The sequence below is a fragment of the Saccharothrix sp. CB00851 genome, assembly GCF_001905065.1.
Classification (GTDB): domain Bacteria; phylum Actinomycetota; class Actinomycetes; order Mycobacteriales; family Pseudonocardiaceae; genus Actinosynnema.
On record NZ_LWLC01000018.1, the window covers coordinates 150,138 to 171,610 of the forward strand.

Consider the following 21,473-nt stretch of genomic DNA (forward strand, 5'->3'; position numbering starts at 1 on the left):
CGTGATGCACGATTCGCGCGACCACGCACGGGGGCACATCTCACCAGGCCGGAGACCGCGCCGCACCGGCTCTCCCGGCCCGACCACCGCACGGCCGTGGGTGAAGGTGCTGGCCTGGGTCGGAGTGCTCAGCACGCTCGTGGGGATGACCGTCATCGGCCTGGACGTGGTGTGCGGCTCCACACCGGGCCCCGCACTCGGCTCGGTCAGCGCCGACGGGTTCCCGGGCCGCGACCCGTTCCCGGGCGCCCCGATCCCCGCCGACGACCGGTTCGACGCCTCCGCGGCAACCGCGGGCCGGGCGGCGCGCACGACCGACTCGGGCTTCGGCATCGGGTTGTTCTGCGGCGGCTTCGCGCTCGCGGCCATCGCGGGCCTCGGTCACGCGCAGGACCGCCGTCACCAGGTCACGGGCAACGACCCGAGGCCGTAGACGACCTGCTGGGTGCGGTAGTCGGGGTCGGACCCGACCGGGCGCAGGCCGGGGAACCGGCGCACCAGGGCGGGGAACGCGATCCGCATCTCCATCCTGGCCAGCGGCGCGCCCAGGCAGTGGTGCACGCCGTGGCCGAAGGCGACGTGGCTGCCCGCGTCACGGCCGATGTCGAACCGGTCCGGGTCGGGCACGAGCGCCGGGTCGCGGTTGGCCGCGGGCAGTGAGCAGATGATCAGCTCGCCGGGGCCGATCGCCTGGCCGCCCAGCTCGACCTCGGTGGTCGTCACCCGTGGCACGCCGGTGTGCACGACGGTCAGCCAGCGCAGCAGCTCCTCCACGGCGGCGTCGGCGCGTCCGGGCTCGTCGCGCAGCAGCCGGAACTGCTCGGGGTGGCGCAGCAGGGCGAGCACGCCGAGCCCGAGCATGTTGGCCGTGGTCTCGTGGCCGGCGAGCAGCAACAGGTCCGCGATGCCGACCAGCTCGCGGTCGTCGAGGTCGGCGGACTCGTCGCGCGCCAGCATGCCCAGCAGGTCGTCACCAGGCTTCGCCCGCGCCCGCGCCACCAGCTCGGTCAGGTAGGCCTTGGACTCGTGCTGCACGGCGAGCCGCCGTTCGAAGGACAGCGTCACGTCGAAGAACTCCGCGTACCGCCGCTGGAACTCGTCCCGGTCCTCGAACGGCACGCCGAGCAGCTCGCAGATCACCAGCGCGGGCACCGGCAGCGCGAACTCGGCCACCAGGTCGGCGGGCGGCCCCTTGCGCTCGATGGCGTCCAGGTGGGCGTCCACGATCTCGTGGATCCGCGGTTCGAGCCGGCGCATCCGGCGGACGGTGAACTCCGGTGCCAGCAGCCGCCGCAGCCGGGTGTGCTCGGGTGGGTCGAACGCGAGCAGGTTGCCCGGCCGCACGGAGGCCAGCTCCTCGTCGGTCAACGGTGGCGCGCCCGGCACGAGGTGGTGCGCGGAGATGCGGAACCGGCTCGGGTCGCCGTAGACCCGGCGGACGTCCTCGACCCGGGTGACCAGCCAGATCGACGCGCCCAGCTGCGGCGAGTCGACCCGGCGCACCCCGCCGGTGTCGCGGACCTCGGTCAGGTCGGGGGCGGGGTCGAACCCCACCCGGCGGAAGTGCAGGGGTGTCGTCGGCATCGCGGCCATGCCGCCTCCCACCGTCCAGGGTCCTGCGAAAAAACGTAGCCACGCGGCGGAGTGGTGCGGCAGCCTTCACACGAGTGAGATGGCAACTACCGTCCGTGACAAAGAAGGAGCTTCGATGCGCCTGCGGGCCGTGATCTTCGACTGGCGGGGGACCCTGGTGCTCACGCCGACGTTCCGCAGGTGGGTGGCGGAGGCGTTGCGCCGAATCGGGCGTGACCCCGGGCAGGCCGCCGAGGTCATCGCGTCGCTGGACCTCGCGCTGCTGGACGCGCCGGGCGTGGACGCGGACGCCGCGCTGCACCGGAAGACCTACTACGGCGCGTTCCGGGCCGCCGGGCTGGACGGGGACCTGGCCGACTCGCTGTACGCGGTGGAGTCCGACCCGGCGTTCAACCCGTTCGCGGTGGACGCCGGGCCGACGTTGCGCGGGCTGCGCGCCGCGGGCGTGCGGATCGGGGTGCTCAGCGACATCCACTTCGACATCCGGCCCGCGTTCGGCGACCTGCCGGTGGACTCGTTCGTGCTGTCGTTCGAGCACGGCGTGGTGAAGCCCGACCCGGCGATCTTCCGCATCGCGCTGGACGAGCTCGGCACCGCGCCGGGCGAGACGCTGATGGTCGGCGACCGCTCCACGCACGACGGCGCGGGCGTGGAGGCGGGCCTGCCGACGCTGCTCGTCCCGCCGCTGCGTGACGTCGACAACGCCCGCTTGCACCTGGTCACGAACCTGGTCGGCTGATCAGGACCCGAACCGCTCCAGGGCGCGCATCTTGTTCGTGGCGTCCAGCGCGGCCACCTTGTACGCCTCGGACAGCGTCGGGTAGTTGAAGACGGTGTCCACCAGGTAGTCGACCGTGCCGCCGCACGCCATGACCGCCTGGCCGATGTGGACGAGGTCGGTCGCGCCGGTGCCGAACAGGTGCACGCCGAGCAGCTTGCGGTCCACAGTGGACACCAGCAGCTTGAGCATGCCGTAGGCGTCGCCGACGATCGAGCCGCGCGCCAGCTCGCGGTACCGCGCCAGGCCGACCTCGTACGGCACGGCGGACGACGTCAGCTCGGCCTCCGTGGCACCGCAGTAGGAGATCTCCGGGATCGTGTAGATCCCGATGGGCTGCAACGCCGACAGCTCACGCGCCTTCTCCCCGAACGCGTGGTACGCCGCGAGGCGGCCCTGGTCCATCGACGTGGCGGCGAGCGCCGGGAAGCCGATCACGTCACCGACCGCGTAGATGTGCTCGACCGGCGTGCGGTAGTGCTCGTCCACGGTCAGCCGGCCGCGGTGGTCGGCCTCCAGGCCCGCCTTGTCCAGGTCCAGCGCCTCGGTGTTGCCCTGCCGACCGGCCGAGTACATCACCGCGGCGGCCGGGATGCGCTTGCCGCTGGCCAGCGTGGTGACCGTGCCGCTGTCGGACACGTCGACGTTGACGACCTTCTCGCCGAACCGGAACGTCACCGCGAGGTCGCGCAGGTGGAACTTCAGCGACTCCACGATCTCCGGGTCGCAGAAGTCGAGCATCCGGTCGCGCTGCTCGACCACCGTCACCCGGCTGCCCAGCGCCGCGAACATCGACGCGTACTCGATGCCGATCACGCCCGCGCCCACCACGACCAGCGACGACGGGATCTCCTCCAGGGCCAGCACCTCGTCGGAGTCCAGCACCCGGATCTCGTCGAAGTCCACCTGGTCCGGCCGGGCGGGACGGGTGCCGGTGGCGATCACGACCTTCTCGGCGGTGACGGCGTGGTGCTCGCCGCGGTGCGCGCCGTCCACCGCGACGGTGTGCGGGTCGAGGAACCGGGCGGTGCCCTGGAGCAGGTCGATGTGGTTGCGGTGCAGCTGGGCGCGCACGACCTGGACCTCGCGGCCGATCACGTGCTGCGTGCGGGCGAGCAGGTCGGCGATGGTGATGTCCTGCTTGACCCGGTAGCTGGCGCCGTACAGCTCGCGCTGGCTCATCCCGGTCAGGTACATCACCGCCTCGCGCAGCGTCTTCGACGGGATGGTGCCGGTGTTGACGCACACGCCGCCCACCATGTCGGCGCGGTCCACGATCGCGACCCGCTTGCCGAGCTTGGCGCCCGCGATGGCGGCCTTCTGCCCACCGGGGCCCGAGCCGATCACCAGCAGGTCGTAGTCGTATTCGCTCACCGGTGCAGCGTGTCACAAGCGGGCGCGATCTTCCCGGGTTTCCAGGCCGGACGCGCGGGACCGGTGTTCGCCCCGGCCGACGCCAAACGTCGCCGCGGCGGACCTAGTAGCGTGTCGCTGCTTAGTTGTGATGCCAGTGGCTGGGAGGCTGTTGTCCGGCAGGGCCGTTCCCTGCCGGACAAGGACTGGTGTGGTGGTGTCGCAACTGAAGCGGCCGGTCAGGTTGTCGGCGCGGGATCGTGAAGAGTTGATCCGGTGGACCACGACAGGTGTGCATCCGGCGTCGTCGATCATGCGGGCGCGGGTGTTGCTCGCGTTGGACACCTCGGTGGGCGAGCCTGATCCGAAGGAAGTGATCGCGGCCCGGCTCGGGGTCTCGGGCGAGACGCTGCGGCTGGTCGCCAAGCGGTTCGACGAGACCGGCGGTGATGTGCTGGCCACGATCTCGCGCAAGAAGCGTGCTCTTCCGCCGGTGCCGTCCCCGGTGACCGGTGAGGTCGAGGCCCGGCTGATCGCGCTGGCGTGCTCGCAGCCGCCGGCAGGGCATGCCCGGTGGTCGTTGCGGCTGCTGGAGAAACACGTCCAGCTCACCGAGGACATCCCGAACCTGGACCACTCGACCATCGGCCGGGTCTTAAAAAAACGGAACTGCGTCCTCACCTGAGGAAGTGCTGGAACATCCCGCCGCGGGCCAACGCGGAGTTCGCCGCCCGCATGGAAGATGTCCTCGCCGTCTACGCCCGCCCGCACGACCCGGCCCGTCCGGTCGTGTGCATGGACGAGAAACCCTTCCAGCTCCTCGACCACGTCCGCGAACCGCTCCCCGCCCGGCCGGGCCGAGACGCCCGCGAGGACAGCGAATACGTCCGGTGCGGCACCTGCTCGATCTTCGTGTGGACAGAGCCGCTGCAAGGGTGGCGCCGTGTGCACGCCCTGGAACGGCGAACCAAGATCGACTGGGCCGGCCAGGTCAAGGAACTCCTGACCGTGGACTATCCCGACGCCGAGACCGTGGTGCTGGTCATGGACAACCTCAACACCCACGGCATCGCCTCGCTCTACGAGGCCTTCACGCCCGACGAGGCCTTCGCCCTCGCTCAGCGCCTGGAGATCCACCACACCCCCAAGCACGGGTCCTGGCTCAACATCGCCGAGATCGAACTGTCCGCACTGTCGCGGCAATGCCTCGACCGCCGCATCAGCGACCTCGACACCCTCAACGCCGAACTCGCCGCCTGGCAACACGCCATCAACACCGAGCAACGCCAGGTCCGCTGGCAGTTCACCACCGACGACGCACGCGTCAAACTCCGCCACCTATACCCCAAGAATTAGCCGCGACGGTCTACTAGGCGCGGGCGGCGCGACCCGAGTAGGTCAGCGGGAACACCAGGTCCGTGCACGCGCTCGGCACGTCGTGGGCGATCTGCACGACCATCTCCACCTCGACCGACCCCGACGGCGGGATGGTCACCGGCTCCGCCATCGGCACCACGGTCAGCACCGCGGGCGGGCAGCCCGGCACCTTGTTCTGCGCCTCGTCCAACGGCTGGCCCGGCTCGGCCTGCAACGTCAGCACCACGATGTCCACGCTGTTCGGGTTGGACAGCCGCACCAGGCGGGCACCCTCGCTGCCCGGCGTCAGCTCGACCGCCGCGCCGGAGATGTCGTTGATCTCGAACGGCTTGAGGTCGGACACCTCGCCGCCGCTCACCGAGTACGCCATCGCGGGCAGTTCAGGCTCCGGCCAGGTCAGGTGCATCGCAGCGACCACGGCGGCGCCCACGCCGAGGATGGTCATGGCGACGGCGACTTCCGCCCGCGGACCCAAGCTGCGCATGAGGCAACCTCACTCGATTGCTGCTCCAGGCGGTGGGTTCGCCGCTAGCTCCCCGTCGGACCGGCGACCAGACTCGCCCGGCGGTTCATCGCTTCGCCCCTCGGCCCAGCGGGCCGCGAAGCCAATCTTGGAGAACGTTCAACCTGTGCGCAAGGACCTGGCCGACCCGGAAAGAAAGGTCTTTGGGCCTCTTGACACGGCACGCGACACCGCGTGATCAGCACGTTCGCCCTGTCACGACCGCCGGGTGATTCACCCGTGCGGCGTAGTCCTGGACCCGCACTCGTGCGGGTCCAGGACGCACGCGTCAGCCTCTCAGCACCGCGCCGAAGCGCTCCGCGGCGGCGGCCACGGCCGCGTCACGTGCCGCCGTCGCCTCCTCCACGGTCAACGTGCGGTCCGGCGCGCGGAACCGCAGCGAGTACGCCAGCGACCGCTTGCCCTCGCCGACCTGGTCACCGGTGTAGACGTCGAACAGCCGGATGTCCTCCAGCAACGCCCCACCGCCGGTGCGCAGCACCCGTGCGACCTGCCCGGCGGGCACCTCCACCGGCACGACCACGGCCACGTCCAGCAGCACCGGCGGGTACGCCGACACGACCGGCGCGGGCCGGTGGTCGCTCAGCGGCAGCGCGTCGAGGTCCAGCTCCATCGCCACGGTCCGCTTCGGCAGCCCCAGCGCCTCCACCACCTTCGGGTGAAGCTCACCGGCGTGGCCCACTGGCCAGTCGCCGACCCGCAGCTCGGCGCACCGGCCGGGGTGCCACGGCGCGAGGTCGGAGGCGACCACGGTCAGCTCCACCCCGTAGGCCTGGCCGACCAGCCGCGCGGCCTGCACCGCGTCCGCCCAGTCCGCCTGCCTGCCCTTGCCCCACCAACCCGCCTGCTCGCGGTTGCCGGTCAGCACGGCCGCCACGTGCACCGGCTGCTGCGGCAGCGACGCCAGCAGCGACGCCACCTGCGCGTCCGAGGGCCGCTCGCCCACGCCGACCTGCGGCACCGGCACCTGCTGGGTGCGCGGCAACGTCACCTGGGCGATCGTGTAGACCGCGAGGTCCTTCTGGCCGCGCGCGAGGTTGCGCTGCACCGTCTCCAGCAGGCCGGGCACCAGCGTGGTGGCCAGCGCGTGCTTGTCCGACTCCAGCGGGTTGAGCACGCTCACCGTGTTGCGCCGCACGTCGCCCTCGGGCAGGCCGAGCGCGTCGAACACCGCGGGCGCCACGAACGGGAACGGCTTGACCTCGACGAACCCGTTCTCCGCCAGCGCGCGCGACACCGTGCGGCGGCGGCGTTGCTGCTCGGTCAACCCGCGACCGGCGGGCGCGGGCGGCAGCGTGGACGGGATCGTGTCGTAGCCCTCCAGCCGCAGCACCTCCTCCACCAGGTCGGCGGGCTGGGTCAGGTCCGCGCGCCACGTCGGCGGGATCGCGGTGACCATGGTCGCGCCGTCGTCACCCGTGGTGACCTCGACCTGGCAGCCGATCTGGCCGAGCCGGCGCGCGGTCACGCCGCGGGCGTAGTTCACGCCGGCGACCCGGTCGGGCAGGTTGATCGGCATCGACACCGGCTTGGGCTGCGTCGGCCCGCCCACGTCCGTGCGGCCGGGCTTGATGCTGCCGTCACCGAACATGTCCAGCAGCCGGGCCGCGCGTTCCAGGGCGACCGGCGCCAGCGCCGTGTCCACCGTGCGCTCGAACCGCTTGGCCGCCTCGCTGGGCAGCTTGTGCCTGCGCACCGTGCGGGCGATGGACGCCGGGTCCCAGTTCGCCGCCTCCAGCAGGATGTCCGAGCTGGTCGCGGACACCTCGGTGCTCGCGCCGCCCATCACACCGGCCAGCGAGACCACGCCGCTGTCGTCGGCGATCACGATGTCGTCCGGGTCCAACGCACGGACCTGCTCGTCCAGCGTGGTCAGCTTCTCGCCGGCCACCGCGCGCCGCACCACCAGGCTGCCCTTGACCGCCTGCGCGTCGAACGCGTGCAGCGGCTGGCCCAGCTCCAGCATCACGTAGTTGGTGACGTCCACCGGCAGCGAGATCGACCGGATGCCCGCCAGCATCAGCCGCCGGCGCATCCACCACGGCGTCGGCGCGGTCGGGTCGACGCCGCTGACGCGCCGGGCCACGAACCGGGAGCACGCGCCCTCGTCCTCGATGGTGACCGGCAGGACCTCACCCTCGCCCTCGGGCACCTCGGCCGTGCCGGGGTCGCGGTAGGGCACGTCGAACGCGCACGCGATCTCGCGGGCCAGGCCGCGCACGGAGAACGCGTAGCCCCGATCGGGGGTCGGCGCGACCTCGATCACCGTGTCGCCCAGGCCGAGCAGCTCGATCGCGTCGTCACCGGGCTGCGCCGTGCCGCTGGGCAGCACCATGATCCCGGAGTGGTCGTCGCCCAGGCCCAGCTCGGCAGCCGAGCAGATCATGCCGTTGCTGGTCCGGCCGTAGGTCTTGCGCGCCGAGATGGTGAAGTCGCCGGGCAGCACCGCGCCGGGCAGGGCGACCACGACCGTGTCGCCCTCCTGGAAGTTCGACGCGCCGCAGACGATGCCGTTGACCTGGTCCGGGCCGACCTCGACCTGGCAGTAGCGGATCGGCTTCTTGAACTCGGTCAGCTCCTCGATCTCCACCACGCGGCCCGCGACGAGCGGACCGGTGACCGAGTCGAGCTCGTGGACGTCCTCGACCTCGATGCCGATCCGGACGAACGCCTCGGCGAGCTGCTCGGGCGTGGGCGTCTCGGCGAACTCGAGGTTCTCGACCAGCCAGGTAACCGGAATGCGCACCGGTCAGGCCTCCGTTCCGAATGGCTGGGTGAAGCGGACATCGCCTTCGACCATGTCGCGCATGTCGGGCAGGCCGTTGCGGAACTGCAGCGTGCGCTCCAGGCCCATGCCGAACGCGAACCCGGAGTACACGTCCGGGTCGACGCCGCAGTTGCGCAGCACGTTGGGGTTGACCATGCCGCAGCCGCCCCACTCGACCCAGCCCGCGCCGCCCTTCTTCTCCGGGAACCACACGTCCACCTCGGCGGACGGCTCGGTGAACGGGAAGAAGCTCGGCCGCAGCCGGGTCTTGGAGTCCTCGCCGAACATGGCCCGGGCGAACGCGTCGAGCGTGCCCTTCAGGTGCGCCATGGTCAGGCCCTTGTCCACGGCCAGGCCCTCGACCTGGTGGAAGACGGGGGTGTGGGTGGCGTCCAGCTCGTCGGTGCGGAACGTGCGGCCGGGGCACACCACGTAGACGGGCGGCTCGCGGTCCAGCAGCGTGCGCGCCTGCACCGGGCTGGTGTGCGTGCGCAGCACCAGGCCCGAGTCGGCGGGGCCCACGTAGAACGTGTCCTGCATGGTGCGCGCCGGGTGGTCCTTGCCGAAGTTCAACGCGTCGAAGTTGAACCACTCGGTCTCCAGCTCCGGGCCCTCCGCGACCTCGTAGCCCATGGCCACGAACACGTCGGCGATGCGCTCGGCCAGCGTGGAGATCGGGTGGCGGGCGCCTCGCGGCACCCGGTCCCACGGCAGCGTGACGTCGACCGTCTCCTCGCGCAGCACCCGTTCGTCGCGCTCGGCCTGCAGCCGGGCGCGGCGCTCCTCGAACGCGGCCTTGACCGCGTTCTGCGCCTCGTTCACCCGCTTGCCCGCCTCCGCCTTCGCGGCCGGCGGCAGCGCGCCGATCTCGCGGCGGGCCAGCAGGACCGGCGAGCGGTCACCCAGGTGGCTCGGCTTCACGGCGGCGAGCTCGTCGAGGTCGGCCGCCTTCGCGAACGCCTCATGAGCCTGCTCGACCGCCGCGTCGAGCGCTTCGGGTGCGAGCGCCGCGACCTGCTTGGGGTCGTACGGGTCGTTGGCTCCGGACATGGTTGGTGGACAGCTCCCGTCACGGACAACTGGTGGTCAGCCCTCCGCACGGCACGCGGAGCGGCGGGTCGATCCTAGGTGATCGGCCATCCGCCGCACCCACCGCCGCCCACGGGAGGTGACCGGTCACCCACCGGGGAGACGTCGCCCGGTCACCTGTCGTGCCGGCCGCGGCGGCGGGAGCGAGCCGGAATTGTCGGTGGGCCGTGGCAGTCTTGACCGCGCGCGAGCTCCCACCCCGGCGGGCGATCAGCGGAAAACCGGGTCACCAGCCGCCGGCACGCCCTTAGAATCGTCCCTCCCCCGTGACCTGACCCGAGGTGAACTCCACTCCCATGGCACACACCTTCGGTGTCGACCTGCGCGGGATCATCGACCTGCTCAGCCACCACCTCTACAGCAGCCCGCGGGTGTACGCGCGCGAGCTGCTGCAGAACGCGGTGGACGCGATCACCGCCCGTCGCGCGCTGCAACCGGACGCGCCGGGCGAGGTCGTGATCGAGCCGGTCGGGTCCGCCGGCGGCACCTTCCGCATCTCCGACACCGGTATCGGCCTCACCGAGCGCGAGGTGCACGACCTGCTGTCCACGCTCGGCCGCACGTCCAAGCGCGACGACCTCGGCTTCGCCCGCCAGGGCTTCCTCGGCCAGTTCGGCGTCGGCCTGCTGTCGGCGTTCCTGGTCGCCGAACGCATCCGGCTCGTCAGCCGCTCGGTCAAGGGCGGGCCGGCGGTGCGGTGGACGGCCGACTCGGCGGGCAACTACGAGGTGGAGGTCGACCAGGACGCGCGCGCCGACATCGGCACCACGATCGAGCTGGTGCCGCACCGCGACTCGGAGCACTGGCTGGAGCGCGACGTGGTCAAGGCGCTGGTCACCGAGTACGGCGAGCTGCTGCCGGTGACGGTCCGCATCGGTGACGAAGTCGTCACGCACGGCGAGCTGCCGTGGGTGGAGGACGCGCTGTCCTACGGCGAGAAGGTGCTGGGCGTCCAGCCGTTCGACGCGATCCCGGTCGAGGTGCCGACGGTCGGCCTGCGCGGCGTCGCCTACGTGCTGCCCAGCGGGGTGCACCCCGGTGCCCGCCAGTCCCACCGCGTCTACCTGAAGCGGATGCTCGTCGGCGACGCGATCGAGGGCCTGCTGCCGGAGTGGGCGTACTTCGTGCGCTGCGTGGTCGACTCGACGTCGCTGCGGCCGACCGCGAGCCGCGAGTCGCTCTACCAGGACGAGACGCTGCTCGCCGTGCGCGAGGAGCTGGGCCGCCAGGTCCGCGACTGGCTCGTCCGGCTGGACGCGACCAGTCCCGAGCGCACCCGTGCCCTGCTCGACGCGCACCACCTGGGCATCAAGTCGCTGGCCAGGGTGGACGACGAGATGCTGCGGCTGGTCGAGCGGTGGCTGCCGTTCGAGACCACCGACGGCCCGCAGTCGCTGCGCCAGTTCCGCCGCAAGCACGGCACCATCGCGCACGTGCCGGACGTGGACGAGTTCCGCCAGCTCGCGCCGGTCGCGCACGCCCAGGGCATGGGTTTGGTCAACGCGGGCTACGCCTACGACGCGGAGATCATGGCCCGGCTGGTCGCCCTGGACGGTCCCACCGCCGCACGCCGGGTCGCGCCGACCGAGGTGCTGGCCGCGCTCGACGACCCGGACCCCGAGCTGGAGCGCGCGCTGCGCGAACGGTTCACCATGGCCAAGGACGTGCTGGAACGGCACGACTGCGACGCCGTGCCGCGTGACTTCGACCCCGGCTCGCTGCCCGCGCTGCTGGTCACCAACGTGGAGGCCGAGCGCAGGCGGGACGCGCAGCAGGTCGGCGAGCAGGCCGACCCGCTGTGGGCGGAACTGCTGGGCAGCCTGGTCGAGTCGTCGTCGGACGCCGCCCAGCGGCTCGTGCTCAACTGCCGCAACCCGCTGGTGCGGAGGCTGGCGCAGCTGACCGACCCGGCGCTGGTGGAGCTGACCGTGGAGTCGCTGTACGTGCACGCCCTGCTGCAGGCGCGGCGCCCGTTGCGGCCGAAGGACACCGCGGCGCTGAACCGTTCGTTCCTGGAACTGCTGGACCGCGCTGTGGGGGATCACCTGTGAACGAGGAGAAGGAAGCCGCCGAGCGGCAGTTCGTCGAGGCCTACCACCTGCCGGAGGGCATGCCGCGGCACGAGGCGCTGGAACGCGCGGCCCGTGCCGCCGACGCCGTCGACCACCTGCCGCTGGCGGTGAGCTGCCGGATCGCGCTCATCCGCTCGGCCTACGACCTGGGCCGCTACGACCTGATGCTGGCGCCGTTCGCCTGGTGCGGCACGGCCGAGCAGCGCGACCCCACGGCGTTCGACGAGTGGGAGACGCACAGCTTCGACTGGGCGCACAAGTGGATCGTCAGCGGCCTGATCGCGGACCCCAGGTTCACGCTGGAGCAGATCGGGTCGTTCGTCGACCAGCTCGCCGAGCGCTACCAGCGGCTCGGGTACTCGATGCAGCCGGTCCACGGCGCCCGCGCCGACCTGGCCGCGCACGTCGGCGACGACGAGGCGTACCGGGAGCACTTCGCGAAGTACCTGGCGATGGACCGCGGCCCGATGAGCGACTGCGAGGCGTGCGTCATCGAGGAGCAGGCCGGTCACCTGATCCGGCAGGGCAGGCACGCCGAGGCGGTCGCGCACGCCGAGCACCAGCTGGGGCAGGAGACCGGCTGCGCGACCCAGCCGCAGGGCATCCTGACCACGTTGACGCCCGCGTTCGTGGCGCTGGGCGACGTGGACCGGGCGCGGCAGGCGCACGTGGTGGCGTACCGGCTGGTGCGCGACGACCTGGTCGGCGGCTACCTGGACGACCACCTGGAGTTCTGCGCGACGTCGGGCAACGTGCGGCGCGGCGTCGAGCTGCTGCGCGGCCACCTGCACCGGGTGCACCACTCGACCAGCCCGTCCCGGGCCATGCACTTCGCGGCGGGCGCCGCGCTGCTGCTCAGCCGGGTGTCGTCGGACGAGGAGTTCCACGTGCCGCACGACGGGCGGACGACGGTGATGTCCGCGCCGGAGCTGCGTGAGCTGCTGGAGGCGCAGGCGCTGGAGATCGCGGCCCGGTTCGACCGGCGCAACGGCAGTGACGCGGTGAGCACCCGCATCCGACGCACGCTGACCGCGTCGGACACGATCCCGGTGCCGCTGGCCGTGCCGATCCCGTCCGCGCCCGCGCCCGTCGCCTCCGTCGAAGAGGAGCCGGTGACCGTCGCCGACCCGGTCGAGCTGGCGCAGCAGCTGTGCGAGGCGTTCGACAGCGGCGAGTTCATCGTCGGCATGCGGCTGCTGCGGTCGTTGCCGGAGGACATGGACCCGTTGTTGCCCGAGACGCTGGGCGCGCTGGTCGCGGCGCGGCGGGCGATCGTCGGCGGGCACGTGCGGCCGAAGGAAGAGGTGCTGGCGGAGCTGGACGCGGCGATCGAGCGGCTGGTCGCGTTGGGCGAGCACGACCTGGCCAACCGGTACCGGGCGCGGGGCGCGGGGCTGCGTGCCGAGGAGGGCGGGCTCGCGGAGTCCACGGAGGTGGCGCGCACCTGCCTGGCCGAGGCCGAGGCCACGGGCACCCCGTACACGCGGGTGCTGACCAGGTTGCTGCTGGCGGACCTGCTGGCGGACGCGGACGAGACCGACGAGCAGGGTGCGTTGGCCACCGAGGCGCTGGAGCTGGCGCGGGCCGAGGTGCCGGAGCTGGTGTCGCGGGCGCGGTGCGACCGGGCGCAGCACCTGGCGAGCACCGGGCAGCTGGACGAGGCGCACGCCGAGGTCGTGGCCGTGCTGTCGGACGCGCCGTCGGCGTCGGTGCGGTTCGACGCGTTGCGCCTGCTGCTGAAGATCCAGACCGTGCGGGGCGAGGAGGAGGCCGTGCGGACGGCCGCCGAGTTCGTCAGCGCGTTCGGCACACCGCGCGGGCCGTGGACGGCGGAGACGCACCGGCAGCGGGTGGCGTCGGTGGAACGCTTGGGCTTGGAGGCCGAGCACCTGCCGGAACTGCGTGAGGCGGTGACGGTCGGGCATGAGCTCGGCGTGCCGGACGACGTGGCGAAGGCGTGCTACGCCCTGGCCGGCGGCTACCTCAAGGCGGGCCGTTTCGTCGAGGCCGCCGAGGCGCTGGAGGAGGCCGTGCGGGTGATCGAGGGCGGCGACGTGGACCCGGACGTCATCGTCCCCGTCCGCTACCGCCTGGGTCAGGTGTGCGCCCGCCTGGACGAGACCGAAGCCGCCCGCCGTCACCTGGAAGTGGCCCTGGGCCTGGTCCCGCCGGACGAGCCGTGGCGTCGTGCCATGGTGCTGGACGTCCTGGCCGGCGTCCTGCGCCGCCTCGACCTACCGCTGGAAGCCGCCTCCGCCTACCAGGGCGCCGCGGCCGCGTGGCAGGAAGTCGACGAACCGGCCGAAGCCGCCGGCTCCCTGGTCGAAGCCGCCGCCGCGCTGCCGAACGAGGAGGCCGCCGAGTGCGCCACCACGTTGACCGAGGCCGAACACCTCCTGCCGTCGGTGGACGACCCCGACCACCGCACGCACCTGACAGCTCGGATCGCCGCGATCCGGGCGTTCCTGCACATCCAGGCGGGCGAGCACGCGGCGGCGATCGAGCAGAACGGCATCGCCGAGGAACTGGCCGCTCAGCTGGGCGACCTGGACTGGCAGACGTTCCTGGTGACCCGGGGCGCGCGGTTCCTGCTGGACTCGGGAGATCAGGCCAACGCCGAAGCCGAAGCCCGCCGTGCCGGCACGTTGATCAACGACGAGACCCCGCCCCAACTCCTCGGCGACATCGCGAACGTCCTCGAGGAAGCCCTCCGAACCCAATCCAAGCCAACCGCGAGCGACCCCCTGCTCCGCACCCTGAACACCCGCCTCGAGGCCTGACCAAATGCGGCGTGCCGACCTCAAACCCGCAGGTCAGCACGCCGCAGGCCAGGTCCCCCAAATGTCAACCATGATCACCACATCGAGCTAATCACCACGCAACCGAGAACCAAAACCGACTTCGCGCGTCGCCTAAAACAAACAAGGAGGCCGGCCCAGGCACCAGGAGACCCCAGCCCAGCCCAACCCACCCCCACCCGACCACCACCCGACCACCACCCACGACCACCACACCCCCACCCGGCCTCCCCGACCCGCCCCACGACCACCAGCCGGACGAGGTGCCGGAGCAGCCCTCAGCCACCGAGGCACGACATCCCGCCCAGGGAGTACAGCGGCCCGTCCTGGGTGTGCGGCGGGCCTGCCTAAGGCACGGCCACCCAGCCACCCACCAGCACCCGGCCACCGGCGGCGGCCTACCGGACCTCCGGCCACCCGCGGCGGCCCACGGGGCTGTGGCCACCCGATCGCCGCACTGCGGCCTGTCGGCCGGCCCACTGCGGCCTGCCAGCCCACGGCGGCCTGACGGGGCGTGACCACCCGGCTGCCACACAGCGGCGTGCCGACATCGGCGGCGTGCCGACATCGGCGGCGTGCCGACATCGGCGGCGTGCCGAGGTAAGGCGGGCCTACCGAGGTAAGGCGGGCGGCGAGGTGCGGGTGCGGCCGTCAGGCCCCGGCGCGGCCGTCAGGCCCGCTGGGCACGAGCCGAAGCGTAAAGGCACACCGCGGCGGCGGTCGCCAGGTTGAGGCTCTCGGCCCCGCCGTAGATCGGCACCTTCAGCGAAGCGTCCAGCCCGGCCACGACCTCGTCCGGCAACCCGTGCGCCTCGCTGCCGAACACCCACCCGGTCGGCACGGCGAGATCACCACGCAGGTCGGCCGTCACCAGGTCCTCGGGCGCGTACCCGTCCGCCGCCACCAGCCGCAGCCCCGCCTCGCGGCACGCCGCGAACGCCTCGCCCGCGTCCCGCACCCGCGCGATCGGCAGGTGGAACACGCTGCCGGTGGACGCGCGCACGCACTTGCCGTTGTGCGGGTCGACCGTGTCGCCGGCGAAGATCACCGCGTCGGCGCCCGCCGCGTCCGCCACGCGCACCACCGTGCCCGCGTTACCGGGGTCCGCCACGCCGTGCAGCACGGCCACCAGCCGCGCGCCCGGTGCGAGCGCCGCGGAAAGCGGCACGTCGACGAGCGAGCACACGGCGACGAGCCCCTGCGGCGTCACGGTCTCCGACAGGCCGGCGGCGGCCTTGTCGGTCACGGTGCTGACCGGCACGCCGGCGTCGACCGCGGCGTGCACCAGCGAGCGGTTGCGGGTGGCGGCGTCGGCGGTGACGAAGAGTTCGTGCACGCGGCCGCGGTCGGTGGCGGCCCAGGCCAGGGCCTCGCGGACGGCCTGCGCGCCCTCGGCGAGGAAGCGCGAGGCGCGGTCGCGGCCGGAACGCCTGGTCAGGTGCTTAGCGGCAACGACCCGGGGAGTCCGTTCGGTGAACGGAGCATCCCCGGGTCGTGGTGCGCGGTCGTTCGCGCTCAGGCCTTGTCCTCGACGGGCGCGTTGACGTCGCTCGGCAGGGCGGCGCGAGCGGCCTCGACCAGCGCGGTGAACGCGCCGGGGTCGCTGACGGCCAGCTCGGCGAGGATCTTGCGGTCCACCTCGATGCCGGCCAGGCGCAGGCCCTGGATGAAGCGGTTGTACGTCATGCCGTTGGCGCGGACACCGGCGTTGATGCGCTGGATCCACAGCTTCCGGAAGTCACCCTTGCGGGCGCGGCGGTCCCGGTAGGCGTAGTTGAGCGAGTGGAGCACCTGCTCCTTGGCCTTGCGGTACAGCCTCGAACGCTGGCCGCGGTAGCCGCTGGCGAGCTCAAGGGTGGTACGGCGCTTCTTCTGGGCGTTCACTGCCCTTTTGACGCGTGCCACGGGTCCATCCTGTCGATCTCGTGGGGCCGGTGGGGGCCGACCCCGGTGTTCAAGGGGGTGAAGGTCTCAGGCTCGAAGGCGTCTGAACGGCTCAGAGGCCGAGCAGCTTCTTCAGCCGCGGCACGTCGTTCTTCGCGACCTCGGTCGTGCCGGAGAGGCGACGCGTCAGCTTGCTGGACTTCTTCTCCAGCAGGTGGCGCTTGCCGGCCTTCTCGCGGACGAGCTTGCCGCTGCCGGTGACCTTCACGCGCTTGGAGGTCCCGCTGTGGCTCTTGTTCTTGGGCATTTCCGTCCTCAGTCTCGAGCAGCCACCGGGGATGGGGGCGGCCATGCTTGCTCCCGGCCCGGAGGCCGGGAGATCACTCTTCGACAGACTCCGACTCGGACTCGGCCGGCGCCTCGTCGGCGCTGTCGTGCTTGACCGGTCGGGTCTTCGTGGTCTTGTGCGGGGCCAGCACCATGATCATGTTGCGGCCGTCCTGCTTCGGGTTTGACTCGACGAACCCCAGCTCCGCGACGTCCTCGGCGAGCCTCTGCAGCAGGCGGTAACCCAGCTCCGGCCGGGACTGCTCACGGCCCCGGAACATGATGGTCACCTTGACCTTGTTCCCGTGCGACAGGAAGCGGGCCACGTGGCCCTTCTTCGTCAGGTAGTCGTGCGGGTCGATCTTCGGCCGGAGCTTCTGCTCCTTGATGACCGTCAACTGCTGGTTGCGGCGAGACTCGCGGGCCTTCTGCGCGCTCTCGTACTTGAACTTGCCGTAGTCCATGAGCTTGCAGACCGGCGGCCGAGCCTGCGCGGCGACCTCGACGAGGTCGAGGTCCGATTCCTGGGCGAGTCGGAGCGCGTCCTCGATGCGAACGATCCCGACCTGCTCGCCGTTCGGCCCGACCAGACGAACCTCGGGCACGCGGATGCGGTCGTTGATGCGCGGCTCGGTGCTCGCGGGAGCACCTCGGTTCGAGGGACTTGTCATTCACGTCCTTTGTGACTCGTTGTGCGCCAAAGACAAGAGGCCCCACACCTGCCCGGTGTGAGGCCCGCTTCCGACCGATCGCACAACGAAGGGCGCAGTCCACCCCTCGTGGGACCGGACCCGGCCACCTGCTCGAAGCGGCAGACTCGGGTGGGAGCGGGGCTCCACTTGCCGTCCCCACAGGTGCGGGGACTGGTCGCGCGGAGAATACTAGCAGACGGCCTTGTCAACCCCCGAATCGGCGACCCGTCCGGGGTGGTTGCGAGAATGGCTCCCGTGACCGACCTGCCTTCGAACAACGTCCGCGACCTGTCCGATGTTCCCAGCGTCGAGGTGATCAGCAAGGCGGCGATCATGCTGCTCTCCTCCGCCGCCGAACGCCTCGGCCTGGCCGACGACGACCCCGAGCACAGCCCGCGCCGCGACCTCGACGAGGCCCGCCGCCTGATCACCGCGCTGGCCGGCCTGGTCACCGCGTCGGCCGAGTACCTGGGCCCGCACGCCGGGCCGCTGCGCGAGGGGCTGCAGTCGGTGCAGCGGGCGTTCCGGGAGGCGTCGGCGTACCCGGACGAGCCGGGGCAGGGTCCGGGTGAGAAGTACACCGGCCCCGTGTACTGAGCGTTCAACTCACGCGTTCTGAACGTAGGACACTCGCGTTCTGAGCGTTGGACACGCGGGTGTGGTGACGCAGTGTGAGGGCAAGGCTACGGACGGAGGCCGCTGGAGCGGAGGTGGCGGGCGGCCAGGGCCTGGATGACCTCGGGGTCCTGGCGTCGCCAGCCCTCGACCGGGTCGCCGGGGAACGCCGCCAGGTCGCGCAGCGACAGGGTGTTCAACGCGTGCAGCGCGAGCAGGTCGAGGCGGCCCTGGTCGCGCAGCCGCCGGGCCACCGCGGCCCGCCGGGCGAACCTCAGCCGCAGCGGCAGCCACGTGATCAGCACGAACGCCAGCGGGATGGCGATCAGGGCGATGGTGAGCCACAGCGCGGTGGACTCCACCGCCTGCACCTGCGCCTGGCCCGCGTCCGACAGCGTGCCGCCCGCGGACCGGCCGCGTTCCAGCGCCTCGGCCAGCCTGCCGCCGACCAGCGGCACGTCGCGGGCCTTGTCGGCGGCGTCGCCGAACGTGTCGGTCAGGCTCTGCCCGGCGTTGGACAGGCCGTCGCCGGGTGCGCGCAGGGCGCGGACCGAGTCGCCCACCGCCGTGGCGGCCTTCACCCAGAACCAGGTCCAGGCGACGGCGAGCAGGTCGGCGAGGACTTGCCACAGCAGCCGGGGCGGTCGATCGGCGTACCACTTCATGAGGTGTGGTCTTACCACCTCGGTGTTACCGGAAACCCGAGTGATGGTCGTCGCGGGCCGTCCACGGCGTCGGTGGCACTAATGTCGAAGTGTGGGGATGACGTTCGGTGAGCTGCTCCGCGCGCACCGGTTGCGGGTCCGGTTGACGCAGGAGGAGCTGGCGGAGGGTTCCGGGGTCAGCGTGCGGGCGATCAGCGACATGGAACGCGGTCGGGCGAAGGGGCCCCAGCGGCGCACGGTGGAGGCGCTGGCGGGTGTGCTCTCGTTGGCGGAGCGGGAGATCGGTGAGTTGTTGGACGCGGCCAAGCAGGGCCGGGCGCGTCGTGCGGTGTCGCCTGCCACGCCGTCGGCGTTACCCCCGGACGTGGCCGACCTGACCGGCCGCGAGGGTGAGCTGGCCGAGTTGGTGGCGGTGGCGGAGGGGACGCGGACGACGTCGGTGGTCGTGGTGCACGGTCCGCCGGGTGCGGGGAAGACGGCGTTGGCGGTGCGGGCCGCGTATCGGTTGGCGTCTCGTTTCGCGGACGGGTGCTTCTTCTTCAACCTGCGCGGGATGGACGTGCGGCCGGTGCACCCGTCGGAGGTGGTGCACCGGATGTTGTCGGCGTTGGGTGTGCCGGAGAAGGAGATCCCGGCGGGTGAGGCGGAGCGCTCGGACCTGTACCGGGCGCGGTTGCGGGAGCGGTCGACGTTGCTGGTGCTGGACAACGCGTCGGACGAGGCGCAGGTGCGGCCGTTGCTGGCGACGGGGTCGGGGTCGTTGGTGGTGGTGACGTCGAGGTTGGTGCTGGGCGGGTTGGAGGCGAGCCGGCGGTTGGGGCTGGACGTGCTGGACCCGGGTGAGTCGTTCGACCTGTTGGGTGCGATCGCGGGGCGGGCGCGGGTGGGCGCGGAGCCGGTGGCGGCGGCGCGGGTGGCGAAGTTGTGCGGTCACCTGCCGCTGGCGCTGCGGATCGCGGGCAACCGGCTGGCGAGTCGTCCGAAGTGGACGATCGGGCACCTGGCCGGGCAACTGGTGGATGAACGGCGGAGGTTGTCCGCGTTGACGGCGGGTGACCTGCGGGTGCGGACGGCGTTCGAGATGTCGTACCGGCAGCTCGGGGCGAAGGCGGCGGTGTTGTTCCGGCGGTTGTCGTTGGTGCCGGGCGCGGATTTCGGGCCGGACGTGGCCGCGGCGCTGGCGGATGTGGACCGGTTCGCCGCCGAGGACACGTTGGAGGAGTTGGTGGACATGAGCCTGTTGGACACCGCGGAGGTGCCTGGCCGGTACGTGTTCCACGACTTGATCCGGGTGTTCGCCGGTGAACGGTTGGCGGACGAGGAGCCGGCGCCGGTGGTGGGGCAGGCGCGGCGGCGGATGGTGGACTGGCTGCTGGGGACGGCGGTGCGGGCGGCCGGGTTCTTCGGGCCGGACGCGCGGACGACGCCCGCGGGGCTGTTGGGCGGTCAGGAGGACGCGGACGCGTGGTTGACCGCGGAGGCGGGCAACTGGTTGGGCGCGATGCGGTGGGCGGGCGCGAACGGGCTGCACGCGGAGGTGTTGCGGCTGGCCACGGCGATGCACTGGTACTCGGATCAGCGCGGGCGGGCCGAGGCGTGGGTCGAGGTGTTCACCGCGGGGGTCGCGGCGGCGCGGGCGTTGGGCAGCGTGCGGGACGAGGCCGTGCAGCTGAACTTCCTGACGTGGACGTTGTCGGTGCTGATGCGCCGGTTCCCGGAGGCGTTGGCGTTGCACGACCAGGCGTGGCGCGCGGCGGTGGCGGCGGGTGACGTGGTCGAGCAGGGTTGGGCGGTGCACTACCGCTCGGTGTCGGAGTTGCGGACCGGGCGGTTGGAGGAGGCGCAGGTCAGCGCGCGGCGGGCGCAGGAGCTGTTCCGGCGGGCGGAGTTCGGGCTGGGTGAGCAGATCTCGTTGTCGTGCCTGGCGTTGGTGCTCGACGGGTTGGCGCGGCACGAGGAGGCGGTGCGGGTGCACCGGGAGCTGCTGGCGAACGTGCGGTCGGGGAGGTTGGAGCTGGCGCCGGTGATGGCGACCGAGATGTCGGCGACGTTGCTGGTGCGCACGGCGCAGAGCCTGGTGCGGTTGGCGCGGTGGCCGGAGGTGTTGGCGGCGGCCGACGAGGCGCTGGAGCTGCTGCGTGCGGCGCCCGCGCCGTCGAGCTTGTGCGATGCGCGTTACCTGCGGGGGTTGGCGCTGCACCGGCTCGGTGATGCGGAGGCGGCGCGGGTGGAGCTGGTGCGGGCGGCGGCGTTGGCCGATGAGCACCGGCACCACCGGCTGGCGGTGGTGCTCGGCGCGTTGGCCGACGTCCAGGACGACTTGGGCGACCCGGTCGAGGCTGGGGTGTCCCGCGACCGGGCCGCCGCCGCCGCGGAGTCAGCCGATCGGTGATGCGTTCCTAGCCATCGCCGGGTCCTTCCCTGACGTTCTCCTTGGGGGGTGTGCCCAGTCAATCGCGCGCGCCCGCCCGGCACCACGCAGAACAACCGGCAGAAGTACGTGGGGTCCCCCGTTGGTGGGGACTGCCGGTCAGTCGAGCACGGCGAGCGCGTCGATCTCGACCAGCAGCTTGTCGGGCAGGCCGACGTAGACGGTGGTGCGCGCGGGGAACGGTTCCTCGGTGACGAATTCGCCGTAGGCGGCGTTCATCTCGGCGAAGTGGGCGGTGTCGGTGAGGTAGACGCGCAGCATCACGACGTCGGCGAGGGTGGCGCCGCCCGCCGCGAGCACGGCGATCACGTTGCGCATGGCCTGCCTGGTCTGCTCGGCCACGGTGTCGCCGACGACGTCGCCGGTGGCCGGGTCGAACGCGACCTGGCCCGCCACCTGCAGGATGGGGCCCTTGCGGACGCCCTGGGAGAACGCGGCCACGGGGGTGGGCGCGTCGGCGGTCCTGATCTCGGTCTTCGCCATGGGTTGTGCGTTTCCTCTCTGGTGGG

The 21,473-nt window shown here is 72.0% G+C and carries 19 protein-coding genes; 8 read left to right on the forward strand and 11 right to left on the reverse strand.

Features of this window, described 5'->3' with window-relative positions; genetic code table 11:
- The first annotated feature begins 145 nt into the window (after positions 1-145).
- Positions 146-433, forward strand: a complete 288-nt coding sequence (locus tag A6A25_RS19295) for a hypothetical protein (RefSeq protein ID WP_143193260.1) — start codon at positions 146-148, stop codon at positions 431-433.
- Here the strand turns inward: A6A25_RS19295 and A6A25_RS19300 are convergent.
- Positions 400-1,593: a cytochrome P450 gene (locus A6A25_RS19300; protein ID WP_073891990.1), complete on the reverse strand. Its 1,194-nt coding sequence runs from the start codon at positions 1,591-1,593 to the stop codon at positions 400-402. The two genes, A6A25_RS19295 and A6A25_RS19300, sit on opposite strands and share 34 nt — an antisense overlap.
- A 115-nt stretch (positions 1,594-1,708) precedes the next feature.
- On the opposite strand from A6A25_RS19300, the gene A6A25_RS19305 reads away from it, so the two are divergent.
- Positions 1,709-2,332, forward strand: a complete 624-nt coding sequence (locus A6A25_RS19305) for an HAD family hydrolase (protein ID WP_073891991.1) — start codon at positions 1,709-1,711, stop codon at positions 2,330-2,332.
- Here the strand turns inward: A6A25_RS19305 and sthA are convergent, their stop codons facing one another.
- Complete coding sequence (sthA, locus tag A6A25_RS19310; protein ID WP_073891993.1) at positions 2,333-3,745, reverse strand: Si-specific NAD(P)(+) transhydrogenase; 1,413 nt, start codon at positions 3,743-3,745, stop codon at positions 2,333-2,335.
- 196 nt (positions 3,746-3,941) lie between these two features.
- On the opposite strand from sthA, the gene A6A25_RS44775 reads away from it, so the two are divergent.
- A complete protein-coding gene (locus tag A6A25_RS44775; RefSeq protein ID WP_198932767.1) occupies positions 3,942-4,409 on the forward strand; it encodes a helix-turn-helix domain-containing protein in 468 nt (155 codons plus the stop codon).
- Entirely contained in the window at positions 4,298-5,080 is a 783-nt protein-coding gene (locus A6A25_RS43120; protein ID WP_198932768.1) for an IS630 family transposase, read from the forward strand. The genes A6A25_RS44775 and A6A25_RS43120 overlap by 112 nt, the downstream gene beginning before the upstream one ends.
- A 13-nt stretch (positions 5,081-5,093) precedes the next feature.
- Here A6A25_RS43120 and A6A25_RS19325 read toward each other — a convergent pair whose 3' ends face one another.
- From A6A25_RS19325 to pheS, 3 genes are all read right to left on the reverse strand, one after another.
- A complete protein-coding gene (locus A6A25_RS19325) occupies positions 5,094-5,585 on the reverse strand; it encodes a hypothetical protein (RefSeq protein WP_073891996.1) in 492 nt (163 codons plus the stop codon).
- Positions 5,586-5,892: 307 nt separating this feature from the next.
- Complete coding sequence (gene pheT, locus A6A25_RS19330) at positions 5,893-8,370, reverse strand: phenylalanine--tRNA ligase subunit beta (RefSeq protein ID WP_073891998.1); 2,478 nt, start codon at positions 8,368-8,370, stop codon at positions 5,893-5,895.
- A 3-nt stretch (positions 8,371-8,373) separates the two neighbouring features.
- On the reverse strand, positions 8,374-9,441 hold the full coding sequence (gene pheS, locus A6A25_RS19335) for a phenylalanine--tRNA ligase subunit alpha (protein WP_073891999.1): 1,068 nt from the start codon (positions 9,439-9,441) through the stop codon (positions 8,374-8,376).
- 335 nt (positions 9,442-9,776) lie between these two features.
- Between pheS and A6A25_RS19340 the strand changes: the two genes are divergently transcribed.
- Positions 9,777-11,531: an HSP90 family protein gene (locus A6A25_RS19340; protein ID WP_073892001.1), complete on the forward strand. Its 1,755-nt coding sequence runs from the start codon at positions 9,777-9,779 to the stop codon at positions 11,529-11,531.
- On the forward strand, positions 11,528-14,332 hold the full coding sequence (locus A6A25_RS19345) for a hypothetical protein (RefSeq protein WP_073892003.1): 2,805 nt from the start codon (positions 11,528-11,530) through the stop codon (positions 14,330-14,332). Before A6A25_RS19340 ends, A6A25_RS19345 begins: the two co-directional genes overlap by 4 nt.
- Positions 14,333-15,020: 688 nt before the next feature.
- Here A6A25_RS19345 and A6A25_RS19350 read toward each other — a convergent pair.
- From A6A25_RS19350 to infC, 4 genes are all read right to left on the reverse strand, one after another.
- Entirely contained in the window at positions 15,021-15,869 is an 849-nt protein-coding gene (locus A6A25_RS19350; RefSeq protein ID WP_073892045.1) for a TrmH family RNA methyltransferase, read from the reverse strand.
- The gene (gene rplT / locus A6A25_RS19355; RefSeq protein WP_073892005.1) at positions 15,866-16,255 is read right to left on the reverse strand and encodes a 50S ribosomal protein L20; all 390 of its coding nucleotides are present in this window, start codon (positions 16,253-16,255) and stop codon (positions 15,866-15,868) included. Before rplT ends, A6A25_RS19350 begins: the two co-directional genes overlap by 4 nt.
- Before the next feature lie 91 nt (positions 16,256-16,346).
- Positions 16,347-16,541, reverse strand: coding sequence for a 50S ribosomal protein L35 (gene rpmI, locus A6A25_RS19360; protein ID WP_053722438.1), 195 nt, complete (start codon positions 16,539-16,541; stop codon positions 16,347-16,349).
- 73 nt (positions 16,542-16,614) lie between these two features.
- Positions 16,615-17,232, reverse strand: coding sequence for a translation initiation factor IF-3 (gene infC, locus A6A25_RS19365; protein WP_073892006.1), 618 nt, complete (start codon positions 17,230-17,232; stop codon positions 16,615-16,617).
- A 267-nt stretch (positions 17,233-17,499) separates the two neighbouring features.
- Between infC and A6A25_RS19370 the strand changes: the two genes are divergently transcribed.
- A complete protein-coding gene (locus tag A6A25_RS19370; protein WP_073892008.1) occupies positions 17,500-17,850 on the forward strand; it encodes a DUF1844 domain-containing protein in 351 nt (116 codons plus the stop codon).
- 86 nt (positions 17,851-17,936) lie between these two features.
- On the opposite strand, the gene A6A25_RS19375 is transcribed toward A6A25_RS19370, so the two are convergent.
- A complete protein-coding gene (locus tag A6A25_RS19375) occupies positions 17,937-18,533 on the reverse strand; it encodes a hypothetical protein (protein ID WP_073892009.1) in 597 nt (198 codons plus the stop codon).
- Between the two features lie 97 nt (positions 18,534-18,630).
- On the opposite strand from A6A25_RS19375, the gene A6A25_RS19380 reads away from it, so the two are divergent.
- Positions 18,631-20,925 (forward strand): ATP-binding protein, encoded by a 2,295-nt coding sequence (locus tag A6A25_RS19380; RefSeq protein ID WP_073892011.1) that lies wholly within the window; start codon positions 18,631-18,633, stop codon positions 20,923-20,925.
- A 138-nt stretch (positions 20,926-21,063) separates the two neighbouring features.
- Here the strand turns inward: A6A25_RS19380 and A6A25_RS19385 are convergent, their stop codons facing one another.
- On the reverse strand, positions 21,064-21,447 hold the full coding sequence (locus A6A25_RS19385; RefSeq protein WP_073892013.1) for a RidA family protein: 384 nt from the start codon (positions 21,445-21,447) through the stop codon (positions 21,064-21,066).
- Positions 21,448-21,473: the final 26 nt, after the last annotated feature.

Coding starts and splice junctions, on each gene's coding strand:
- A6A25_RS19295 (WP_143193260.1), top strand. CDS start 146: ATGACCGTCATCGGCCTGGACGTGGTGTGCGGCTCCACACCGGGCCCC.
- A6A25_RS19300 (WP_073891990.1), bottom strand. CDS start 1,593: ATGGCCGCGATGCCGACGACACCCCTGCACTTCCGCCGGGTGGGGTTC.
- A6A25_RS19305 (WP_073891991.1), top strand. CDS start 1,709: ATGCGCCTGCGGGCCGTGATCTTCGACTGGCGGGGGACCCTGGTGCTC.
- A6A25_RS19325 (WP_073891996.1), bottom strand. CDS start 5,585: ATGCGCAGCTTGGGTCCGCGGGCGGAAGTCGCCGTCGCCATGACCATC.
- pheS (WP_073891999.1), bottom strand. CDS start 9,441: ATGTCCGGAGCCAACGACCCGTACGACCCCAAGCAGGTCGCGGCGCTC.
- A6A25_RS19340 (WP_073892001.1), top strand. CDS start 9,777: ATGGCACACACCTTCGGTGTCGACCTGCGCGGGATCATCGACCTGCTC.
- rpmI (WP_053722438.1), bottom strand. CDS start 16,541: ATGCCCAAGAACAAGAGCCACAGCGGGACCTCCAAGCGCGTGAAGGTC.
- infC (WP_073892006.1), bottom strand. CDS start 17,232: ATGACAAGTCCCTCGAACCGAGGTGCTCCCGCGAGCACCGAGCCGCGC.
- A6A25_RS19370 (WP_073892008.1), top strand. CDS start 17,500: ATGGCTCCCGTGACCGACCTGCCTTCGAACAACGTCCGCGACCTGTCC.
- A6A25_RS19375 (WP_073892009.1), bottom strand. CDS start 18,533: ATGAAGTGGTACGCCGATCGACCGCCCCGGCTGCTGTGGCAAGTCCTC.
- A6A25_RS19380 (WP_073892011.1), top strand. CDS start 18,631: ATGACGTTCGGTGAGCTGCTCCGCGCGCACCGGTTGCGGGTCCGGTTG.
- A6A25_RS19385 (WP_073892013.1), bottom strand. CDS start 21,447: ATGGCGAAGACCGAGATCAGGACCGCCGACGCGCCCACCCCCGTGGCC.